Origin of the sequence: Microvirga flocculans ATCC BAA-817 (assembly GCF_000518665.1) — a bacterium.
In the GTDB taxonomy this organism is placed as follows: Bacteria; Pseudomonadota; Alphaproteobacteria; order Rhizobiales; family Beijerinckiaceae; genus Microvirga; species Microvirga flocculans.
In genome coordinates, this window is sequence record NZ_JAEA01000002.1 from 359,842 (window position 1) to 377,494 (window position 17,653).

General features: G+C 64.2%; 17 protein-coding genes, 1 other RNA gene and 1 pseudogene. 13 read left to right on the forward strand and 6 right to left on the reverse strand.

Annotation, left to right across the window (positions count from 1 at the left end; all coding sequences use genetic code 11):
* Positions 1 to 57: 57 nt before the first annotated feature.
* Positions 58 to 324 (forward strand): hypothetical protein, encoded by a 267-nt coding sequence (locus L879_RS0104805; protein ID WP_154664084.1) that lies wholly within the window; start codon positions 58 to 60, stop codon positions 322 to 324.
* A 127-nt stretch (positions 325 to 451) separates the two neighbouring features.
* Entirely contained in the window at positions 452 to 1,519 is a 1,068-nt protein-coding gene (locus L879_RS0104810) for an acyltransferase family protein (RefSeq protein WP_210278668.1), read from the forward strand.
* On the opposite strand, the gene L879_RS0104815 is transcribed toward L879_RS0104810, so the two are convergent.
* Entirely contained in the window at positions 1,502 to 2,041 is a 540-nt protein-coding gene (locus L879_RS0104815) for a thioesterase family protein (protein WP_027315111.1), read from the reverse strand. The two genes, L879_RS0104810 and L879_RS0104815, sit on opposite strands and share 18 nt — an antisense overlap.
* 179 nt (positions 2,042 to 2,220) lie before the next feature.
* Between L879_RS0104815 and L879_RS0104825 the strand changes: the two genes are divergently transcribed.
* Together L879_RS0104825 and L879_RS20470 are read left to right on the forward strand one after the other, a co-directional pair.
* A complete protein-coding gene (locus tag L879_RS0104825; protein WP_027315112.1) occupies positions 2,221 to 3,633 on the forward strand; it encodes an FAD-binding oxidoreductase in 1,413 nt (470 codons plus the stop codon).
* A gap of 83 nt (positions 3,634 to 3,716) precedes the next feature.
* Positions 3,717 to 7,286: an AsmA family protein gene (locus tag L879_RS20470; protein ID WP_051435038.1), complete on the forward strand. Its 3,570-nt coding sequence runs from the start codon at positions 3,717 to 3,719 to the stop codon at positions 7,284 to 7,286.
* Here L879_RS20470 and L879_RS20475 read toward each other — a convergent pair.
* Genes L879_RS20475 through fumC form a run of 3 tightly spaced genes read right to left on the reverse strand, consistent with a single transcriptional unit; the run spans position 7,262 to position 9,117 of the window.
* Complete coding sequence (locus L879_RS20475; RefSeq protein WP_035458657.1) at positions 7,262 to 7,519, reverse strand: ribbon-helix-helix domain-containing protein; 258 nt, start codon at positions 7,517 to 7,519, stop codon at positions 7,262 to 7,264. The two genes, L879_RS20470 and L879_RS20475, sit on opposite strands and share 25 nt — an antisense overlap.
* The gene (locus L879_RS0104840) at positions 7,520 to 7,708 is read right to left on the reverse strand and encodes a DUF4169 family protein (RefSeq protein WP_027315113.1); all 189 of its coding nucleotides are present in this window, start codon (positions 7,706 to 7,708) and stop codon (positions 7,520 to 7,522) included.
* 14 nt (positions 7,709 to 7,722) lie between these two features.
* Positions 7,723 to 9,117 (reverse strand): class II fumarate hydratase, encoded by a 1,395-nt coding sequence (gene fumC, locus L879_RS0104845; RefSeq protein WP_027315114.1) that lies wholly within the window; start codon positions 9,115 to 9,117, stop codon positions 7,723 to 7,725.
* Positions 9,118 to 9,206: 89 nt separating this feature from the next.
* On the opposite strand from fumC, the gene L879_RS0104850 reads away from it, so the two are divergent.
* Positions 9,207 to 10,625 (forward strand): cytochrome P450, encoded by a 1,419-nt coding sequence (locus L879_RS0104850; RefSeq protein WP_027315115.1) that lies wholly within the window; start codon positions 9,207 to 9,209, stop codon positions 10,623 to 10,625.
* A 9-nt stretch (positions 10,626 to 10,634) separates the two neighbouring features.
* On the opposite strand, the gene L879_RS0104855 is transcribed toward L879_RS0104850, so the two are convergent.
* Both L879_RS0104855 and ssrA read right to left on the reverse strand, forming a co-directional pair.
* Complete coding sequence (locus L879_RS0104855) at positions 10,635 to 11,246, reverse strand: SspB family protein (RefSeq protein WP_027315116.1); 612 nt, start codon at positions 11,244 to 11,246, stop codon at positions 10,635 to 10,637.
* A gap of 23 nt (positions 11,247 to 11,269) precedes the next feature.
* Positions 11,270 to 11,626: a transfer-messenger RNA gene (gene ssrA / locus L879_RS23125) on the reverse strand.
* A 77-nt stretch (positions 11,627 to 11,703) separates the two neighbouring features.
* Here ssrA and L879_RS0104860 point away from each other — a divergent pair.
* From L879_RS0104860 to L879_RS0104895, 8 genes and pseudogenes are all read left to right on the forward strand, one after another.
* On the forward strand, positions 11,704 to 12,498 hold the full coding sequence (locus tag L879_RS0104860; protein WP_027315117.1) for a thymidylate synthase: 795 nt from the start codon (positions 11,704 to 11,706) through the stop codon (positions 12,496 to 12,498).
* Between the two features lie 5 nt (positions 12,499 to 12,503).
* The gene (locus L879_RS0104865; RefSeq protein WP_027315118.1) at positions 12,504 to 12,800 is read left to right on the forward strand and encodes a DUF2293 domain-containing protein; all 297 of its coding nucleotides are present in this window, start codon (positions 12,504 to 12,506) and stop codon (positions 12,798 to 12,800) included.
* A 105-nt stretch (positions 12,801 to 12,905) separates the two neighbouring features.
* Positions 12,906 to 14,432: a M64 family metallopeptidase gene (locus L879_RS22595; protein WP_154664085.1), complete on the forward strand. Its 1,527-nt coding sequence runs from the start codon at positions 12,906 to 12,908 to the stop codon at positions 14,430 to 14,432.
* An 89-nt stretch (positions 14,433 to 14,521) separates the two neighbouring features.
* Entirely contained in the window at positions 14,522 to 14,677 is a 156-nt protein-coding gene (locus tag L879_RS23555; protein ID WP_154664086.1) for a hypothetical protein, read from the forward strand.
* Positions 14,674 to 15,186: a dihydrofolate reductase gene (locus tag L879_RS0104880; protein ID WP_027315119.1), complete on the forward strand. Its 513-nt coding sequence runs from the start codon at positions 14,674 to 14,676 to the stop codon at positions 15,184 to 15,186. The genes L879_RS23555 and L879_RS0104880 overlap by 4 nt, the downstream gene beginning before the upstream one ends.
* A gap of 136 nt (positions 15,187 to 15,322) precedes the next feature.
* Entirely contained in the window at positions 15,323 to 16,462 is a 1,140-nt protein-coding gene (gene hflK, locus L879_RS0104885) for an FtsH protease activity modulator HflK (protein WP_027315120.1), read from the forward strand.
* Positions 16,459 to 17,373: pseudogene (gene hflC / locus L879_RS20485) on the forward strand (protease modulator HflC). The gene hflK and the pseudogene hflC overlap by 4 nt, the downstream one beginning before the upstream one ends.
* 11 nt (positions 17,374 to 17,384) lie before the next feature.
* The gene (locus L879_RS0104895; RefSeq protein WP_027315121.1) at positions 17,385 to 17,576 is read left to right on the forward strand and encodes a DUF2065 domain-containing protein; all 192 of its coding nucleotides are present in this window, start codon (positions 17,385 to 17,387) and stop codon (positions 17,574 to 17,576) included.
* Positions 17,577 to 17,653 lie beyond the last annotated feature (77 nt).

Sequence of the window (17,653 nt, forward strand, 5' to 3'; positions counted from 1 at the left end):
TGCCGAAAAGAGGCCTCATCGCCATATGGGGGAAACAGGACCGAAGAGGAATGTCCCATGCGTCGTTTGGTGGCCCTTGCTCTCGTCTCGAGTTTCATCCTGCCCCTCGCCCTGCCGGCCGATGCGCAGCCCCTGCCTCGCGTCAGCCCCGCGGAGCGAAAGGCCAGGATGTATAACCGGCAGATCCAGGAGGATCAGGAGCAGCTCAAGCTCGAAGGCCGGATCCAGAGGGAGAACGAAAGCATCCGCCAGAGCATCGAGCGTCAGCAGATGTTCTCCACCCCTCCCTATGTTCCGGTGCCGCCCGTCGGCAGAAACCGTTGAAGGCGGACCTGACCGGCGCCTTGGGCCCCGGTCGGGCTGTGACCTTCTCGCCCCCGCCGCCCGGCTTGCTGGAACGAAGCCCCCCGGCTATGCACGATGCTCGAGAGCGTGGAGCCGGGCCCGGGGAATGTCAAAGCTCCTCTATATCCAAATTCTGAGGGCCTGCGCGGCCCTCTCGATCGCGATCCTCCATGCTCAGCATGATGCAGGCGCGATCGCGGCGCGCTTCGGCTGGCAGTTCACGCCCCTTCACCTCGTTCCATGGGCCGCCGGGGTCGATGTTTTCTTCGTCATTTCCGGCTTCATCATCGTCTATTCCTCGCAGAAGCTTTTCGACACGCCGGGTGCCGGAAGGGTCTTCATCGTCCGCCGCGTCGGGCGCGTGGTGCCGCTCTACTGGACGGCGACGACGCTCTATCTCGCGGTCGCTCTCGTCCTGCCGAGCGCCATCAACAGCGAAATCCTCGATCCCGGCTTCGTCCTTGCGTCCTACCTGTTCCTTCCGGTGGAGCGGCCCGACGGATTGGTTCAGCCGCTCTACTCCCTAGGCTGGACCCTCAATTACGAGATGTATTTCTATCTCCTCTTCGCCTTGGCCGTGGCGTGGCCCATGCGGCGGTCCGTCCTCGGGCTGATCGGCGTCATGGCCGCTGCCGTGGCCATCGGCAGAGCCGTCGCCCTTCCGGAGCCGCTGGGCTTCTGGACCGATCCCATCATCCTGGAATTCGCTTTCGGCATGGCGTTGGCCCTTCTCAAGGCGGAAGGCATCGTCCTGTCGCGGGCCTTGCGCCTCGCATTGGCGCTGGGCGGGTTGGGCTTGCTCGCGATCGAGGCCAAGGTCTCCATGCCGCGTGTGCTGGGCTTCGGGGTGCCAGCCGCTCTTTTCGTCACGGCTGCGGTGCTCGGTGTGGACCGGAAACGGCCCATGTCGTGGCCCACGCGCATGGGCATTGCCCTGGGCGATGCTTCCTATGCCCTGTACCTGATCCATCCCTTCGTCATCCGGGCGGGCGGGGAGGTCATGGTCAGGAGCGGCCTTGCTCCGCTGATCGGTCCCTGGGGCTATGTCGTGCTGACCCTGTCGGGGACCGTTCTCGCCTCCCTTCTGGTTTTCCGCTGGTACGAGCGGCCCGTGACCGAATGGATCCGCCAGCGCCTGGAGCCTGGGCTGCCGGTTTTAGTGCCGGGTGCTTGAGGCCAGGAGAGCGGCTTCGGCCTTCAGGGGAATGCCGATCGTGCGTCCCAGCGCCTGGGGTCTCGCCAGGCGGGAATGGGTCGATTTCATGACGGCGAGGTTGGCGGCAATGTCTTCAGGGAAGGGGCAGACCTTCCGGGTTTCCATGTCCACGTGAAGGGAAAGGCCCTCCATGGTCGCGGCGACCCAGCCCTCGCCGGCATGGCGGATTTCCATGTAATAATGGATGCGCTTCTCGTCGTAATCGACGAGCTGGAGCGTGACGCGCACCCGGTCGTGCATTTTCAGCTCGCGCTTGTAGACGGTATGGACTTCAGCCGCGAAGAAGGAAGCCTTGCGCTTTTCCATGTAATCGTGGCCCAGCCCCACGAGGCTGAAGCCTTCCTCGACGGCGCGGTCGAACAGAACATGGTAATAGGCCATGTTCATGTGCCCGTTGTAGTCGATCCATGCGGGCTCAACCCGCATCATGGAGGATACGAAGGGCGCGAAGAAAAAGACGGGACTCTTCTTTTCCGTCATCAGATGCGACCCTCGGCTCCTCCCGGAAGACCATTGTCCTTTGCGCAAGAAATGAACGTTAACACGTTCCCGCGGGTTGTCCATGAGGAGTGCGGCAAGTTTCTCATCGCGGTGTTGCCCTTGCAACGGTTCTGGTAGCTATGGATAACCCGAGCATCGCAACCGGAAATGAAGTTCTCATGAATGCCCCCCATGCCGCCCGCGGGAAACCGTCGGATGCCGCCCTTGCCTCCGTTCTGTCCGAGCTGTCCCAGCGTTACGGCGACCGGGTCGTGACCTCGGCCGCCGTGCGCGAGCAGCACGGGCATTCCCTGACCTGGGTGAACAACCAGCCGCCGGACATCGTGGTCTATCCGCGCAGCACTGAGGAGGTCTCGGATATCGTCAAGCTCTGCGCCGCGCATGACGTCCCGGTCATTCCCTATGGTACCGGCACCTCGCTGGAAGGGCACATCAATGCACCCTATGGCGGCGTCTGCGTCGATGTGAGCCTCATGAAGCGCATCGTCGCCGTTCATGACGAGGATCTCGATTGCGTGGTCGAGGCCGGCGTGACGCGCAAGGAGCTCAACGAGCATCTGCGCGACAAGGGCCTGTTCTTCCCCATTGATCCGGGGGCCGATGCCTCCATCGGCGGCATGGTCGCCACGCGGGCCTCGGGCACCAATGCCGTGCGCTACGGGACCATGAAGGACGTGGTTCTGGCGCTCACCGCCGTGCTGCCCAGCGGCGAGATCGTGAAGACGGCAAGCCGCGCCAAGAAGAGTTCGGCAGGCTACGATCTCACCCGTCTCCTCATCGGTTCGGAAGGAACGCTGGGCATCGTCACCGAGATCACGCTCAAACTCCACGGCATTCCCGAGGCCATCTCGGCCGGCATCTGCCCGTTCCCATCCGTCAAGGCGGCCTGCGACGCGGTGATCATGACGATCCAGACCGGCATTCCGGTGGCCCGCATCGAGCTTCTCGACGAAGTGCAGGTGAAGGCGGTCAACCTGCATTCCAAGCTCTCCCTGCCCGAGAGTCCCCTGCTGCTCCTGGAATTCCATGGCACCGAGGGCGGCGTACAGGAGCAGGCGGAGCGTTTCGGGGAGATCGCGGCCGAGTTCGGCGGCGGCCCCTTCGACTGGGCGACGAAGCCCGAGGATCGCTCCCGCCTCTGGCAGGCCCGGCATGACGCCTATTGGGCGGCCAAGGGCCTGAGACCGGGCGCACAGTCGGTCGCGACCGATGTGTGCGTGCCGATCTCGCGCCTGGCGGAATGCGTCGAGGCCACGAAGCGGGACATTCTGGAAAGCGGCCTCGTCGCTCCCATCGTCGGCCATGTCGGCGACGGCAATTTCCACGTTCAACCCCTCGTGAATACGGACGATCCGGCGGAAATCGAGGCCTGCGAGGCTTTCGTGGACCGGCTCGTGCGCCGCGCGGTCGCCATGGAGGGCACCTGCACGGGCGAGCACGGGGTCGGCCAGAAGAAGATGAAGTACCTGGAGGTCGAGCACGGCCCGGCGGCTCTTGGCCTCATGCGCGTCTTGAAACAGGCGATCGATCCTCACAACATCATGAACCCAGGCAAGATCGTCGCGCTTTGACGGTGGAACACGGTGAACAGCGCTCCCGGTCCTTGTCCGGATCGGATAAGGACGTCTCAGTGTAACGGAGAAAAGGCAGCCTCTTGCGCGATATCCTGACGATCATCGCATCCATCGTGATCCTGATCCTGGCGATCGCCGTTGCGGCGCCTCCCTTCACAGATTGGGAGGCGCATCGCGAGACGATCGACGGCATCATCGCGCGTGCATCGGGCACGGAGGCTAAGACGGAAGGTGGGATCCGGGTAAGGCTGTTGCCGACGCCGCGGATCGAGCTCGGACGCCTCAGGCTCGGCGGAAAGACGCCGGACTCGCCCGTTCTCACGGCTGACGCCGTCTGGGCCGAAATCGCCCTGACACCGCTCCTTCGGGGCGAGGTGCGATTTACGGAGACGCGGGTCGGCCGGGCCGACATCCGCATCCCTGTTTCGGGAGATGGCGAGTGGCGCCTGCCGCCCGATCTGGTCTCCGGCAGCGGGCGGGCCCGCGAATGGGCCATCGAGAACCTTGCGGTCGGCCAGCTCCTCATCACCACCCAGAGCGCCACGACGGGCCGGACGAACCAGGCTTTCGCGGAGAATGTCCTCGTCGAGGGCCAGAAGCTCATCGGCCCCTGGCGGGTCGAGGGAACGACCTCCGGCGTGCCGTTCCGGCTCGTGACCGGCGAGCTGGCCGAGGACAGGACGATCCAGGTCAAGCTTTCCGGCGGCGGGGATATTTATCCGCGCTTCGATGTCGATGCCCGTTTCGGGCTCAACGAGGCGGGCGGCGAGGCCGCGACGCCGAACGTGTCGGGCAAGGCGAAGATCCTGTTCGGTCCGCCGGCACAGCTGGCGGCCGCGGGAATTCCGATCCCCATCGTGGTCGAAACCGAGTTCAGGACGGCGCCGGGCGTCGTCGAACTCGGGCCGGTCAGCCTGGAGGCGGGCGAGGGCGGCGCGAGCCTGCGCATGACCGGGGAGGGCAGGGTCGGGCTCAACGATCCGCGCATATCCCTGCGTCTGGAAGGGCGCAGGCTCGACGCCGACAGCTTCATCCTCTCGTCCACCGGGCAGGATTTTGCAAGCAGGCTCCAGCAATGGTCCCTGCCGCTGATCCGGATCCCCATCGACCTGGATCTGAAGATCGACAGCATCGGCCTGGGCCAGGAGGATCTCTCGAACGCCATCCTGCGCCTGTCCCTCGATACCGGCCGGGCGCGTCTGGACCGGATCGAGTTCACGGCTCCGGGCGAAACCCGGGTCGCGCTCGAAGGCCAGCTCGGCATGACAACGAGGGGCGGCATCAATGGCAAGGTGGCGCTCGCCTCCAATGCCTCCGACCGCCTCGCGCGCTATCTGGCCCGCATCGGCCTTCAGTCGCCTCTGCTAAGGCTGCTCGACGGACGGCCCGTCGAGGCCTCGTCGGAGATCGCCTTCTCGAACCCCGTCCTTTCCTTCAACCGCCTGCGCCTGAAGACCGGCGAGTCGGTCCTGACCGGCAATGTCCGCTACACTGCGCCGGAGGGGGCCGAACGCGGCAAGCTGGAGGCACAGGTCGCCATTCAGAGCCTGAACCTCGACGACCTGCCGCAGGTTTCCAGCGTCTTCCAGGCGACCCAGAACATCGATGTCGGCTTCATCCTGGATGCGCGGGGCGTCAGCGCCGGAAAGAGCCCGGCCACGGGGCGCATTTCGGCCCGGATCCTGTCCGATGGCCCGGCTCTCCTGGTCGAAACCCTCGATATCGTCGATCTCGCCGGGGCCCAGGCCCGCGTGAGGGGGCGGATAGCTCCCGACGGCTCGGGGCGCATCTCCGGCAAGGTCACCGCCCAGCGGGCCGCGCCCCTGATCGACCTGTTGGGAAGCGTCTGGGTCGGCGGCATATCCAACCTCGTGCCACGGTTCGTCCGCGAGGGCGCACTCGATCTCGACGTCACCTCCGAGCGGGTGGCGCCGGCTCCCGGCTCGACCGAGCTGAGGCTGCGCACGACCGCAATCGGCCGCGTGGCCGGCGGCCCCTTCGAGGGGCAGGTCGAGTCCGTCGACGGCCGCACGGAGAGCCTCACCCTCGGTCTCTCCTCCGAGAATACCGGGCGATGGGTGAACCGGCCCGCCCTGGCGGGCCTGAACCGCCCGTCCAAGATCGATCTGCGTGGATCCCGGATCGGCTCCGGGCGGTTCAACGTCACGCTTGCCGGGGACATTGCGGGCGTGAGAGTGGCCACCACGCGCCCCTTCGCCCTCAGCCAGAGCGACGACGTGGTCGACAACGGCGAGGCCGAGATTTCGGCCTCCGACATCACGCCCTTCCTGCTTCTGCTGGGCGATGGCGCGGGCGTGGCGTCGCCCATTCCCGTCAGCGGACGGGTCACGCTCGGCCGTGAGCGCGGGGCGACCCTCCTCGACATCAACGCCAGGGTGGCGGACGACCCTGTCCGGGCGCGCCTTGTCGCCGCGTCCCGTTCGGAGATCGGCGGCGAAGTGTCTCTCGGACGCCTTTCCCTGCCGTGGCTCGTCACGACCCTGTCCCTCAACATGAAGGGTGATCCTGCCGCAACGGCGATCTGGTCCAGCGCCAGCTTCGGCGAGAGCGGCCGCCTCGTTTCAGGCGGGCAGGTAACCTTCCGCATCGGCACACTCGATCTGGGGCGGGGGCTTCAGTCGAGCCGCGCCTCCTTCGTCCTCGCGGCCCAGCCGGACGGGATTTCGATCCGCAATCTCGACGCCACCGTCGGTTCGGGAAAGATCACGGGCACGACGACGATCACGCGGCAGGGAGCGCTCGCCACCATCGTCGGCGAAGGCAACCTCGACCGGGTACCCCTGTGGGCGCTCGTCGGCGAGACGCCGTTCGAGGCCGTTCTGTCCGGGCCGCTCAAGTTCGGTGCGGCGGGCGAAAGCATCTCCGAAATCGTGGCCAGCCTCGGCGGGGCGGGCGACTGGCAGATTACTAATCTTCGCATTCCCGCGGCCGATCCCGGGGTGTTCGACCGTGCGCTCAAGCGGTCCCTGGCCGAGAGCGATCCCTTGGCCGAGGGCAAGGTCGAGTCCCTTCTCGGCATGGAAATCGGCCGCGCACCCTTCCAGGCTGCGTCCATCCGCACCTCCGCCGCGCTCGTCGGAGGGCTCCTGCGGCTTTCGCCCTTTACGGCCGAAAGCGGCCCGGCCATCTGGCAGGGCGCCGTTGCCTATGACCTGAAGACCCTACAGCTCGACGTGCGGGGGGCGCTCACGGCCAAGACATCCCCTCGGGAATGGGTCGGCGCTCCGCCTTCCATCGGCCTGAACTGGCAGGGCTCGCTGGCGGCTCCGGTCCGCCAGATCGATGCCGCGCCGTTCCGCAACGGGCTGGCTGCGATCGTGCTCAAGCGGGAGCTCGAAAAGATCGAGGCTTTCGAACGGGCCGCGGCCGAGCGCCAGCGCCTGATCGACGCGCAAAGGGAGGCCGAGCGGCAGAGGGCCAAGGCGGCAGAGGAAGAGGCGCAGCGTCAGGCCAAGGCCCGGGCCGAGGCCGAAAGGGCGCGCCGGGATGCCGAGCGGCTGCAACTGGAGCAGCGGAACCAGCCGGAAGAAACGGAAGGATCGCCCGCGCCGACCTCCGCGCCGCCTCTGAGCCAGCCTGTGGAGGTTGCGCCACCGCCCACGGTCTACGGAACGTCCCCGACACGCTGATCCGCGTCAGCCCGGTTCAGGCGCTCCCGTAGATCGGCCAGCACGAAGACGCGGATGGCCGAGGAGAGATTCTGCTCGCCGCGCTCCGCGTCGATGCATCCGATCAAGGCTTGAACGGAAAGCTTGTCCCGCTCGGCGATTTCCCGCAGGCCCGCCCAGAAGGGTTCCTCGAGCGAGATGCTGGTGCGGTGACCGGCGATGGAGACGGAACGTTTGACGATGGCGAAGCCCATTCACGGCTTCTCGTCGGAATCGCGCCTGTGCGCGTCGAGGCGGCCCTGGGCCAGGTCCTGTTCGGCTTTCGTCAGCTTCTTTTCGGCCTTGGTACGGCCGAAGCTGATGCGGTTCTGTTCGGCGCGGGCCTCTTTCTCGGCCCGCGCCTTTTGCTTGCGCGCCTGGCGCAGATTGACGATCTCGGCCATGGCGCGCGGATCGCTTATTCGCCCGGCTGAAGCATCGTCTCGGGACGAACGACGGCGTCGAAGTCCTCGGAAGACACGCCGGCATTCAGGGCTTCTTCCTTGAGCGTCGTGCCCTTCTTGTGCGCGGTCTTGGCGATATGGGCCGCTTTGTCGTACCCGATCTTCGGAGCAAGCGCCGTCACCAGCATGAGCGAGCGCTCCATGAGCTCCTTGAGGCGCTCCTTGTTCGGCTCGATGCCGACCACGCAGTTGTCCGTGAAGCTGATCGCGCCATCTGCGAGCAGGCGGATCGACTGCAGCACGGCGTTCACGATCACCGGCTTGAACACGTTGAGCTCGAAATGGCCCTGGCTTCCGGCGAAGGTCACCGTGGTCTGGTTGCCGGCCACCTGGCAGCACAGCATCGTCATGGCCTCGGCCTGGGTGGGGTTCACCTTGCCGGGCATGATCGACGAGCCGGGCTCGTTCTCGGGCAGCGAGATCTCGCCGATGCCCGAGCGCGGGCCGGAGCCCATGAGGCGGATGTCGTTGGCGATCTTGAAGAGACCCGCCGCAAGGCTCGCCAGGGCGCCGTGGGTGTAGACGAGGGCGTCGTTGGAGGCGAGCGCCTCGAACTTGTTGGCGGCCGAGGTAAAGGGCAGGGCGGTGAGTTCCACCACCTTCGCCGCGAAGCGGTCGGCGAATTCCGGATGGGCGTTCAGGCCCGTGCCGACGGCGGTGCCGCCCTGGGCCAGCGCATAGATGCCGGGCAGGGTCTGCTCGATGCGGGCGATGCCGAGGCGAACCTGCGTTGCATAGCCGGAGAATTCCTGGCCCAGCGTGACCGGGGTCGCGTCCTGCAGGTGCGTGCGGCCGATCTTCACGAGATCCTTGAAGGCCTCCTGCTTCTCCTCCAAGGCCTTCAGCAGGTGCTTGAGGGCCGGAAGCAGGCGGTCGTTGATCTCGCGCGCCACGGCGATGTGCATGGCGGTCGGGAACGAGTCGTTCGACGACTGGCCCATGTTCACGTGATCGTTGGGGTGAACCGGCTTCTTGCTGCCGCGCTCGCCGCCGAGGCGCTCGATCGCGAGGTTCGAGAGCACCTCGTTCATGTTCATGTTGGACTGGGTGCCCGAACCGGTCTGATAGACCACGAGGGGAAACTCGTCGTCATGCTTGCCCTGCACCACGTCGGCGGCGGCCGCGGCGATGGCGTCGGCCAGCTTCGGGTCCAGCTTGCCGAGATCCTTGTTCACTAGGGCAGCGGCCTGCTTCACGATGGCCAGCGCGTGGACGAGGGGAAGGGGCATGCGGTCAGTGCCGATGCGGAAATTCTGGAGGGAGCGCTGCGTCTGCGCACCCCAGAGCTTGTCGGCGGGAACTTCGATGGGGCCGAAGGTATCTGTTTCGATGCGGGTTGAGGGCGACATCCTGACCTCTTTCGATGGAGTTGCGTGTTCTTATCTCAAATGATGACGCCCGCAACCGTCGAACGCGCATGGAGGCCTCGTAAATTCGCATGAGCGACATCCTGGAAGAGCCCCATTTCCGCCCGCCTGCGCCCAAGCCCCGCACCGAGCCCCTCGGTACCGTGGCTTTCCTGAGAGCCGTGCGTGAAAATCCCCTATCGATGTGGATGCAAGACCATTTCATCGAGCCCGTGATCACGGGCGACGGTGCCTTGGGCCGCCTGACCGTGGTGAGCGATCCCGCCATGATCCGCCACATCCTTCTGGACAATGCCGCCAATTACCGGAAGGACGACCTGCAGATCCGCATTCTGGCTCCCGGCCTCGGCAGGGGGCTCGTGACGGCGGAAGGGGACGCCTGGAGGCTCCAGCGCCGCACCATCGCGCCGCTCTTCACCCCACGCAACGTCGCAGGCTTCTTTCCGGCGATGGTCGGGGCGGCGGAGCGCCTCGTCCACCGCTGGCAGCGACGCCCCGAGGGTCGCGTGGTCGATGTCTCCCTGGAGATGACGCGGGTCACCCTCGACGTGCTGGAGCGGACGATCTTCACCCATGGCGTGCCGAAGGATCCCGATGCCCTCGGGCGGGCGATCACCCGCTATTTCAACTCCATCGGCCGGATCGATCCGCTCGACATCTTCGGTTTCCCGGATTGGATTCCGCGGGTCGGCCGCATCCGGGCGCGGCCTTCGATCCAATTCTTCGAGGAGACCGTGAACGAGCTGATCGAGGCCCGCAAGGCGCTGCTTGCGAGCGGCGAGCCGGCCCCCCGGGATCTGCTGACCCTGCTCCTCGAGGCGGCGGATCCGGAGACCAGCAAGGGGCTCAGCGATGTCGAGGTGCGCACCAACATCGTCACCTTCATCGGAGCCGGTCACGAAACCACGGCGAATGCCCTGTCCTGGTCGCTTTATCTCCTCTCCCAGGACGAGCGCGCCCGCACCCATGTGGAGCGAGAGGTGGATGACGTGCTGGGGGCCGGGCCGTTCGAGCCCCGCCACCTGGAGAAGCTCGTGTATACCCGGGCGGTGATCGACGAGGCGATCCGCCTTTATCCGCCCGCGCCCTACATGAGCCGGACGGCCATCGAGGACGACATGATCGGCGACCTCGCGATTCCGGCCGGATCCATGGTCGCCATCGCGCCTTACGTCCTCCATCGTCATCGGAGGCTGTGGGACGATCCCGATGCCTTCCGGCCCGAGCGTTTCCTTCCCGAGGAGCGCGGGCGGATCGACCGTTTCGCCTATCTGCCCTTCGGGGCCGGGCCGAGGGTCTGCATCGGCGCGAGCTTCGCGCTTCAGGAGGCGGTAATCGTGCTCGCGACCATCGCCCGCACGATCCGCCTCGACCTCCTAGAGGGCCACGTCGTCGAACCCGTGCAGCGGATCACCCTGAGGCCGCGCGGCGGCTTGCCCATGCACGTTCGGATGCGCGCCGACGAGGCGGCTGGATTGACGCGGCGATAAGGGGGAGAATCAGTTCTTCTTGCGGAAAGCGTCGAGGCTGACGACCTCGGCGGTGCTCGAAGACGCAGGCTCGGCCGCCTCGGCCTTGGGAGCCTGGTCCGCGGGAGGCCCTGCTTCTTCGTTCTTGGGGGCCGGCTCGGGCTTCTTCTCGGCGGCGGGCAGGGGCTTTCGGGACTGCTTCAGCTCCACCGGCTCGGCGGCATTGCCGCGAAGAGGCTGAGGGGCGGGCGGAGCCTCGGGGGCTTCTTCCTCTTCCTCCTCGTCCTGGCTGTCGAACTTGAGGCCGAACTGGACGGAAGGGTCGAAGAAGCCGGTGAGCGCGTCGAAGGGGATGAGCAGCCGCTCCGGGATGCCGGAGAATGACAGCCCGACCTCGAAGGTGTGCTCTGTGATGTTGAGGTCCCAGAACTGGTGCTGAAGGACGATCGTCATTTCCTGCGGATATTTCTCGCGCAGGCGGTTCGAGAGGCGAACGCCGGGGAAATCCGTGCGAAAGGAGATGTAGAAATGGTGCTCGCCGGGAAGCCCGTCCTTTCCTGCATCGATCAGCACCTTGCGCACGACGCCCTTGAGCGCGTCCTGCACCAGAAGATCGTAGCGGATCAGGTCTTTACCGGCCATGCGTGAGCCCTTGCAGAAACGAAAGTGGAGGCTTCTGTTGCCAGGTGCCTCCGGACCCCGCCTAACGGTGCTAACCGCTAGGGCTTTGAGTCGGCTTTAGGGACCGCTTACGCAGCCACTGCAACCGGAGCATAGTTGTCGTTGGCAACTATAGATTCGGCCCGATAACGGCGGAACCATGCCGAGCGAAAGTCTACCCTTTACGCCCTCGTCGATCCTATTTCGCCCCCGCCAAAGCCCAAGCAGGGCCTGGACTTTGGTGGAGGCGCCGGGTACCGCCCCCGGGTCCGATGGGTTTATTTCGATAGCCGTTTATCGCCATAGCCGACCTTGCGACCGGCAGGCCCAATATAGGTGGGGCGGATGAATTTTGAAAGGGTGGGTTGTCCCCATCCTTCGTTGAAAAGCGACTCGGAACGTCGCCCCCGCTGCCCTATGATTGGAGCAGGAGCACCGCATGCAAGCCTATCTCGATCTCATTCGCCGCATCATGGACGAAGGCGTCCGCAAGGACGACCGGACCGGCACCGGGACGATTTCCGTGTTCGGCCATCAGATGCGCTTCGATCTCAGCGAAGGCTTTCCGCTCGTCACCACGAAAAAGCTCCACCTGCGCTCCATCATCCATGAGCTGCTCTGGTTCCTGAAGGGCGACACCAATATCCGCTACCTGCAGGAGAACGGTGTTACGATCTGGGACGAATGGGCCGATGAGAACGGCGACCTCGGTCCCGTCTACGGCAAGCAATGGCGCTCCTGGGCCAAGCCCGACGGCGGCACCGTCGACCAGATCCGCTGGGTTCTCGACGAGATCCGGCGCAATCCCGACAGCCGCCGCCTGATCGTCTCGGCCTGGAACCCCGCCGAGATCGACAAGATGGCGCTCGCGCCCTGTCACTGCCTGTTCCAGTTCTACGTCGCGGAGGGGCGGCTGTCCTGCCAGCTCTACCAGCGCTCGGCCGACGTCTTCCTCGGCGTGCCGTTCAACATCGCCTCCTATGCGCTGCTCACCCACATGATGGCGCAGGCCACGGGCCTTCAGCCTGGGGATTTCATTCATTCCTTCGGGGATGCGCATCTCTATCTGAACCACCTGGAGCAGGCCCGCCTCCAGCTTTCCCGGGAGCCGAGGGCGCTGCCGAAGCTGCGCCTCAATCCCTCCGTGCGTTCGCTCTTCGACTTTACCTTCGACGACATCACCATCGAGAATTACGATCCGCATCCGGCCATCAAGGCTCCCGTCGCAGTCTGAACAGCATGAACAGGCGCGAAGCCATCGAGAGCGCCGTCCGCATTCTCGCCCCTCGCATTCCGCGGCACGAATTCGAGGCCGTGACCGACCACGCCCTCGGCAGTCGCGGCCTGCACGCGGCCTCCCCGGAAGCGGCGGCCTGGCTGTCGCTGACATCCTACATCCGGCACCGGCTGACGGATTACGACAGTCTTCTCGAGGAAGGTTACGACGTGGAAAGCGCCCGGTTCTTCGTGCTCGACGACATGAACGCCGTCCTGGAGGAATGGAATTCGCCGCGGCGGATGCAGGAAGAAGAGTAGCCCTTCAATCGTCTGCCTCAATGAAGTCGCCACTACCCAGAACGAAACTGATCGGTTAGGGTGAAAAGATACTTTATACCGTTATAATGTGATCGAGGTTTCTCCGTGTCCACCCTCCGTCACCTGCAGGCAGCAGGTTTAAGCTCGAACCGGATCGACATGGTCTTCATGGGGGATGGATATACGTCTTCCGAGATCGGCACGACTTATGCAGCGCAGGTTCAGGGTCTGCTTAGCTACATGTTCAACGGAAGCCTCTTAAGCGAGCCCTTCGGTCGTTATCGGAATTTTTTCAATATTCATTCTATTGATGTCGTATCGAACGAGTCCGGTGCGGATGATCCGTCCAGAGGGATTTTAAGGGATACGGCTCTCGACGCGAGCTACAGTGGCCGGGCACTCAATATCAATCTCGACAAGGTAGATGCCATCGAGCAAGACGTCCTGCGATCTGCTGGTTTCGCCTCCGAGATGCGCTTTATTCTCGTCAACAGCGAGGCTTATGGCGGAGCGGGTTACGACTCCGGTATTTATTCCGCAGGCAACGAGCAGGCCTACGAGATAGCCCTTCATGAGATCGCCCATGCCTTTACTGGACTTGGCGACGAATATGATTATGGGGCGGTTGGCGCCTATGCCGGTAACGAACCATTCTATGCCAATGTGACAAAGGATCCTGCCGGTACCAAATGGGCCAAATGGTTAGGCTATAACCAGCCTAGTATCGGCACCATTGGTGCTTATGAAGGCGCATATTATCATGCAACTGGGGTCTATCGCCCTTCGCTCGATTCCAAGATGAAAACATTAGGGCGTCCCTTCGATGTCGTGTCGCGGGAGCAGTTTGTCCTCAAGTTTTACGAATTCGTCGATCCGTTAGACGGCTACACCAACAACTGGGTTACACATCATAACCCTACCACTTTTTTCGTCGATACCGTCGATCCTGCCGTGATCAAGGTCGACTGGACCTTGGATGGCAAGACATTCGCCAATCTGGGCGAGACCTTCCATGTCGCCAAGGACAATTACGGTTTCGGAACCCATACTCTGCAGGCCAGGGCCTATGACCCGACCGACTGGGTGAGGGGGGACCGCAGCTCGCTGGAACAGACCGTTAGCTGGGTCATTACGAACGATTTCCTGCTGACCGGCGATAGCGGAGCCGACCATCTTCGCGGCAATGCGAAAGCCAATGAAATTCAGGGGCGAGCCGGAAACGATAAAATCTGGGGCGGGAGCGGTAACGACAAGATCTGGAGCGGGGACGGCAATGATATGCTGCTCGGTGGCACGGGCCGGGACGTTTTCGTATTCGATACCAGACCGAGCAAGTTCTCGAATAGGGATAGGATCGTCGATTTCAGCGCCCCTGCGGATTCGATCTGGCTCGACAACAAAATTTTCACGAAGTTGGGAGCGGGCACGCTCGCGAAGCCGAGAAAACTCAGCAACGACATGTTCGTCGTCGGCTCCAAGGCAAAGGATCGTGAGGACCGGATCCTTTACGATAAGGCCAAGGGCGTCCTTTTATATGATGCCGATGGGGCAGTGACTAAGATTAAGCCTGTCGAGATCGCCACCCTTAAGAAGAATCTCTCGATCAGCTTCCATGACTTCTTCGTCATTTGAGGCTAGGCTGACGCCCAGGGCCCTTCTGGATTGACAAAGGAGATGACGGGCCGGTTGGCGGCGTACATATGTTCCCGTAAAGAGGATGAATGAACCTATCGATCCGTCCCGCCACGGTTTGTGACGCCTCGCTCATTCTCGCTTTCATCCGTGAACTTGCAGTGTGCGAGCTTCTGGCGCATGAGGTCGATGCCACGCAGGCCGATATCGCCGAGGCCCTCAGACACCTTGCGGAGGAGCCATGACCATTCCCCTGATCCTCGTCGTCGCCGTGGCCGAGAACGGCGTCATCGGGCGGGACAACCAGCTGCTCTGGCGTCTCAAGACCGATCTCGGACGCTTCCGCAGGCTCACCATGGGCAAGCCCATGATCATGGGGCGGAAGACGTTCCAGTCGATCGGGAAACCCCTGCCGGGCCGGGAAACGATCGTCCTGACCCGCGATCCCGGCTTCGCGGCCGAAGGCGTGCACGTGGCCCGGAGCTGGGAGGAGGCGCTCGCCAAGGGCGAGGAACTCGCAGCTCGCATGGGAGCGGACGCTGTCGCGGTTGTCGGAGGGGCCGAAATCTATGCGCTGGCCATGCCGCATGTCGAAGCGCTGTTCCTGACCGAGGTAAGGGCGGCGCCGGAGGGCGACGCCGTTTTCCCCGCAATCGACCGGTCACAGTTTCGCGAGATGCGCCGGGAGGATCACCCCCGAGGGCCGGATGACGAGCATCCGTTTACCTTTATTGACCTCGAAAGGCGCCGTTGACCCCCTCCAAGGTTGACGAAGCCCGTCTTAATCCCCAATTCGCAGGCTTGACAGGCGGAAGAGGCAACACCCACAACCGTCTCATGTTCTTCGTGGCTGTCTCGGCCAGACTTTCGTAAGTGAGGAAAGGCGTCCTATGCCTTGGAGTAACCAAAGCGGCGGCGGTGGCCCCTGGGGGCAGCGTGGCGGATCGGGAGGCGGCAAGAGCCCTTGGGGCTCAGGCGGTCCGCAGGGGAACGGCAATCCCCCGGATCTCGAGGACATCCTGCGCCGGAGCCAGGACCGCCTGAAGGATTTCATACCCGGTGGCTCCATGGGAGGCCGCGGGCTGATCATCCTGGTCCTGGGCGTGATCGCCGTCTGGTTGCTGACCGGCTTCTACACGGTGCGGCCCAACGAGGTCGGCATCAACATGATCTTCGGCAAGTATACGGGCACCTCGGGCGAGGGTCTGCGCTACAACCTGCCTTATCCGATCGGCCGCGTGATGAAGCCGAACGTGACCGCCCAGCAGCGGGTCGAGGTCGGCTACCGCTCCACCCCCACGGGGCAGGGCCGTGCGCGCGACGTTCTCGAGGAAAGCCTGATGCTGACCGCCGACGAGAACATCGTCGACATCGATTTCGATGCGGTCTGGCAGATCAATCCGGCCCGGCCCCAGGATTTCATCTTCAACCTCCAGAATCCCGAAGGCACCATCAAGTCGGTGGCCGAGAGCGCCATGCGCGAGGTCATCGGCCGCCGCAACATCCAGGCCATTCTCACCACCGAGCAGGCGAGCGTCGCCCAGGAAGTCCGCGACATCATGCAGGAAACCCTCGACGCCTACGGCGCAGGCGTCCTGATCAACGTCGTTCAGCTTCAGGCAGCCCAGCCTCCGGCCGACGTGCGCCAGGCCTTCTTCGACGTGAACGCCGCCCAGCAGGACGCCGTGCGCGTCCAGAACGAGGCCGGCGCCTTCGCGAGCCGCGTGGTTCCGGAAGCCCGAGGCGAGGCTTCGCGGACCGTCCAGCAGGCCGAAGCCTATCGCGAGCAGGCCGTGGCCGACGCCAGCGGTCAGGCCGCTCGCTTCCGGCAGGTCTATGAGGAATACCGCAAGGCTCCGGATGTGAGCCGCGAGCGCATCTTCCTCGAAACGATGGAGCGCGTGTTCGGCGGTGTCGACAAGATCATCGTGGACCAGAAAGGGCAGGGTGTCGTCCCCTTCCTGCCCCTGACCCAGAACCAGCGTCCGCAGACGCAAGGCAACGCCAACCAGCAGGGAGCCACGCGATGAACGGCTCGACTCTTCGCACGGGCCTCCTGATCCTCGCGGGCCTAGCAGCCATTGTTCTCTACAGCTCGATCTACATCGTGCAGCAGACCCAGTATGCCCTGGTGCTGCGGTTCGGCGCGGTGCAGTCCGCCATCTCGGAGCCGGGCCTCAAGTTCAAGGTGCCGCTGATCGACAACGTCACCTATTTCGAGAAGCGCGTGCTCGATCTCGATCTGCCCGTCCAGACCCTCCTGTAGGCCGACCGGCAGAATTTGGAAGTCGACGCCTTTACCCGCTACCGGATCGTCGATCCGCTGCGGTTCTATCAGGCGGTCGGCAACATCGCCCTGGCCAACCAGCGCCTGCAGAGCTTCACGAACTCGGCCATGCGCAATGTCCTGGCCAGCGCCTCCCGCGATGCCATCGTCCGCACCGATCGCGCGACCCTGATGAACCGCATCCAGGAGGATGTGAACCGTCAGGCCAAGAATCTCGGCATCGAGATGATCGACGTGCGCCTGACCCGCGTCGACCTGCCGGCTGCGAACAGCCAGGCGGTGTACCAGCGGATGCGCACGGAGCGTGAGCGCGAGGCTGCCGACATCCGGGCCAACGGACAGCAGCAGGCGCAGACGATCCGTGCCAAGGCCGAGCGCGAGGCGACCGTGATCCGGGCCGAGGCCAATCGTCAGGCCGAGGAGCTGCGCGGTCAGGGCGATGCGGACCGCAACCGCATCCTGGCCGAGGCCTTCAGCCTCGATCCGGACTTCTTTGCCTTCTACCGCTCGATGCAGGCCTATGAGGCCGGGTTGAAATCCGGCGAGACCCGTCTTGTATTGAGCCCGGATTCGGAGTTCTTTCGTTACTTCAACGACCCCGCCGGTCGCAGAAGTGGCGGGGGCGCTCCCGTTCAACCCGCTCCAGCCCAGTAAGACATCGCCTGATGACGGATTTGATTGCAGCCCTCGGCCTCGCTCTCGCGGTCGAGGGCATTTTGTTTGCGGCCTTTCCGGACGGGATGCGCCGGGCCATGTACGAGGCCGCTCACAGCCCGAGCGACCGGATGCGGATCGTCGGCATCGTCTCGGCCGTCATCGGGCTCGGGGTGATCTGGCTCGTACGCCAGTTCGGGTGAGCGGCGGTCAAGCTTCCGCCGCAATGCCCGCTTGAATGACAGGGCCTAGAGCCAATCTATAAGCAGAAACTCCGAGA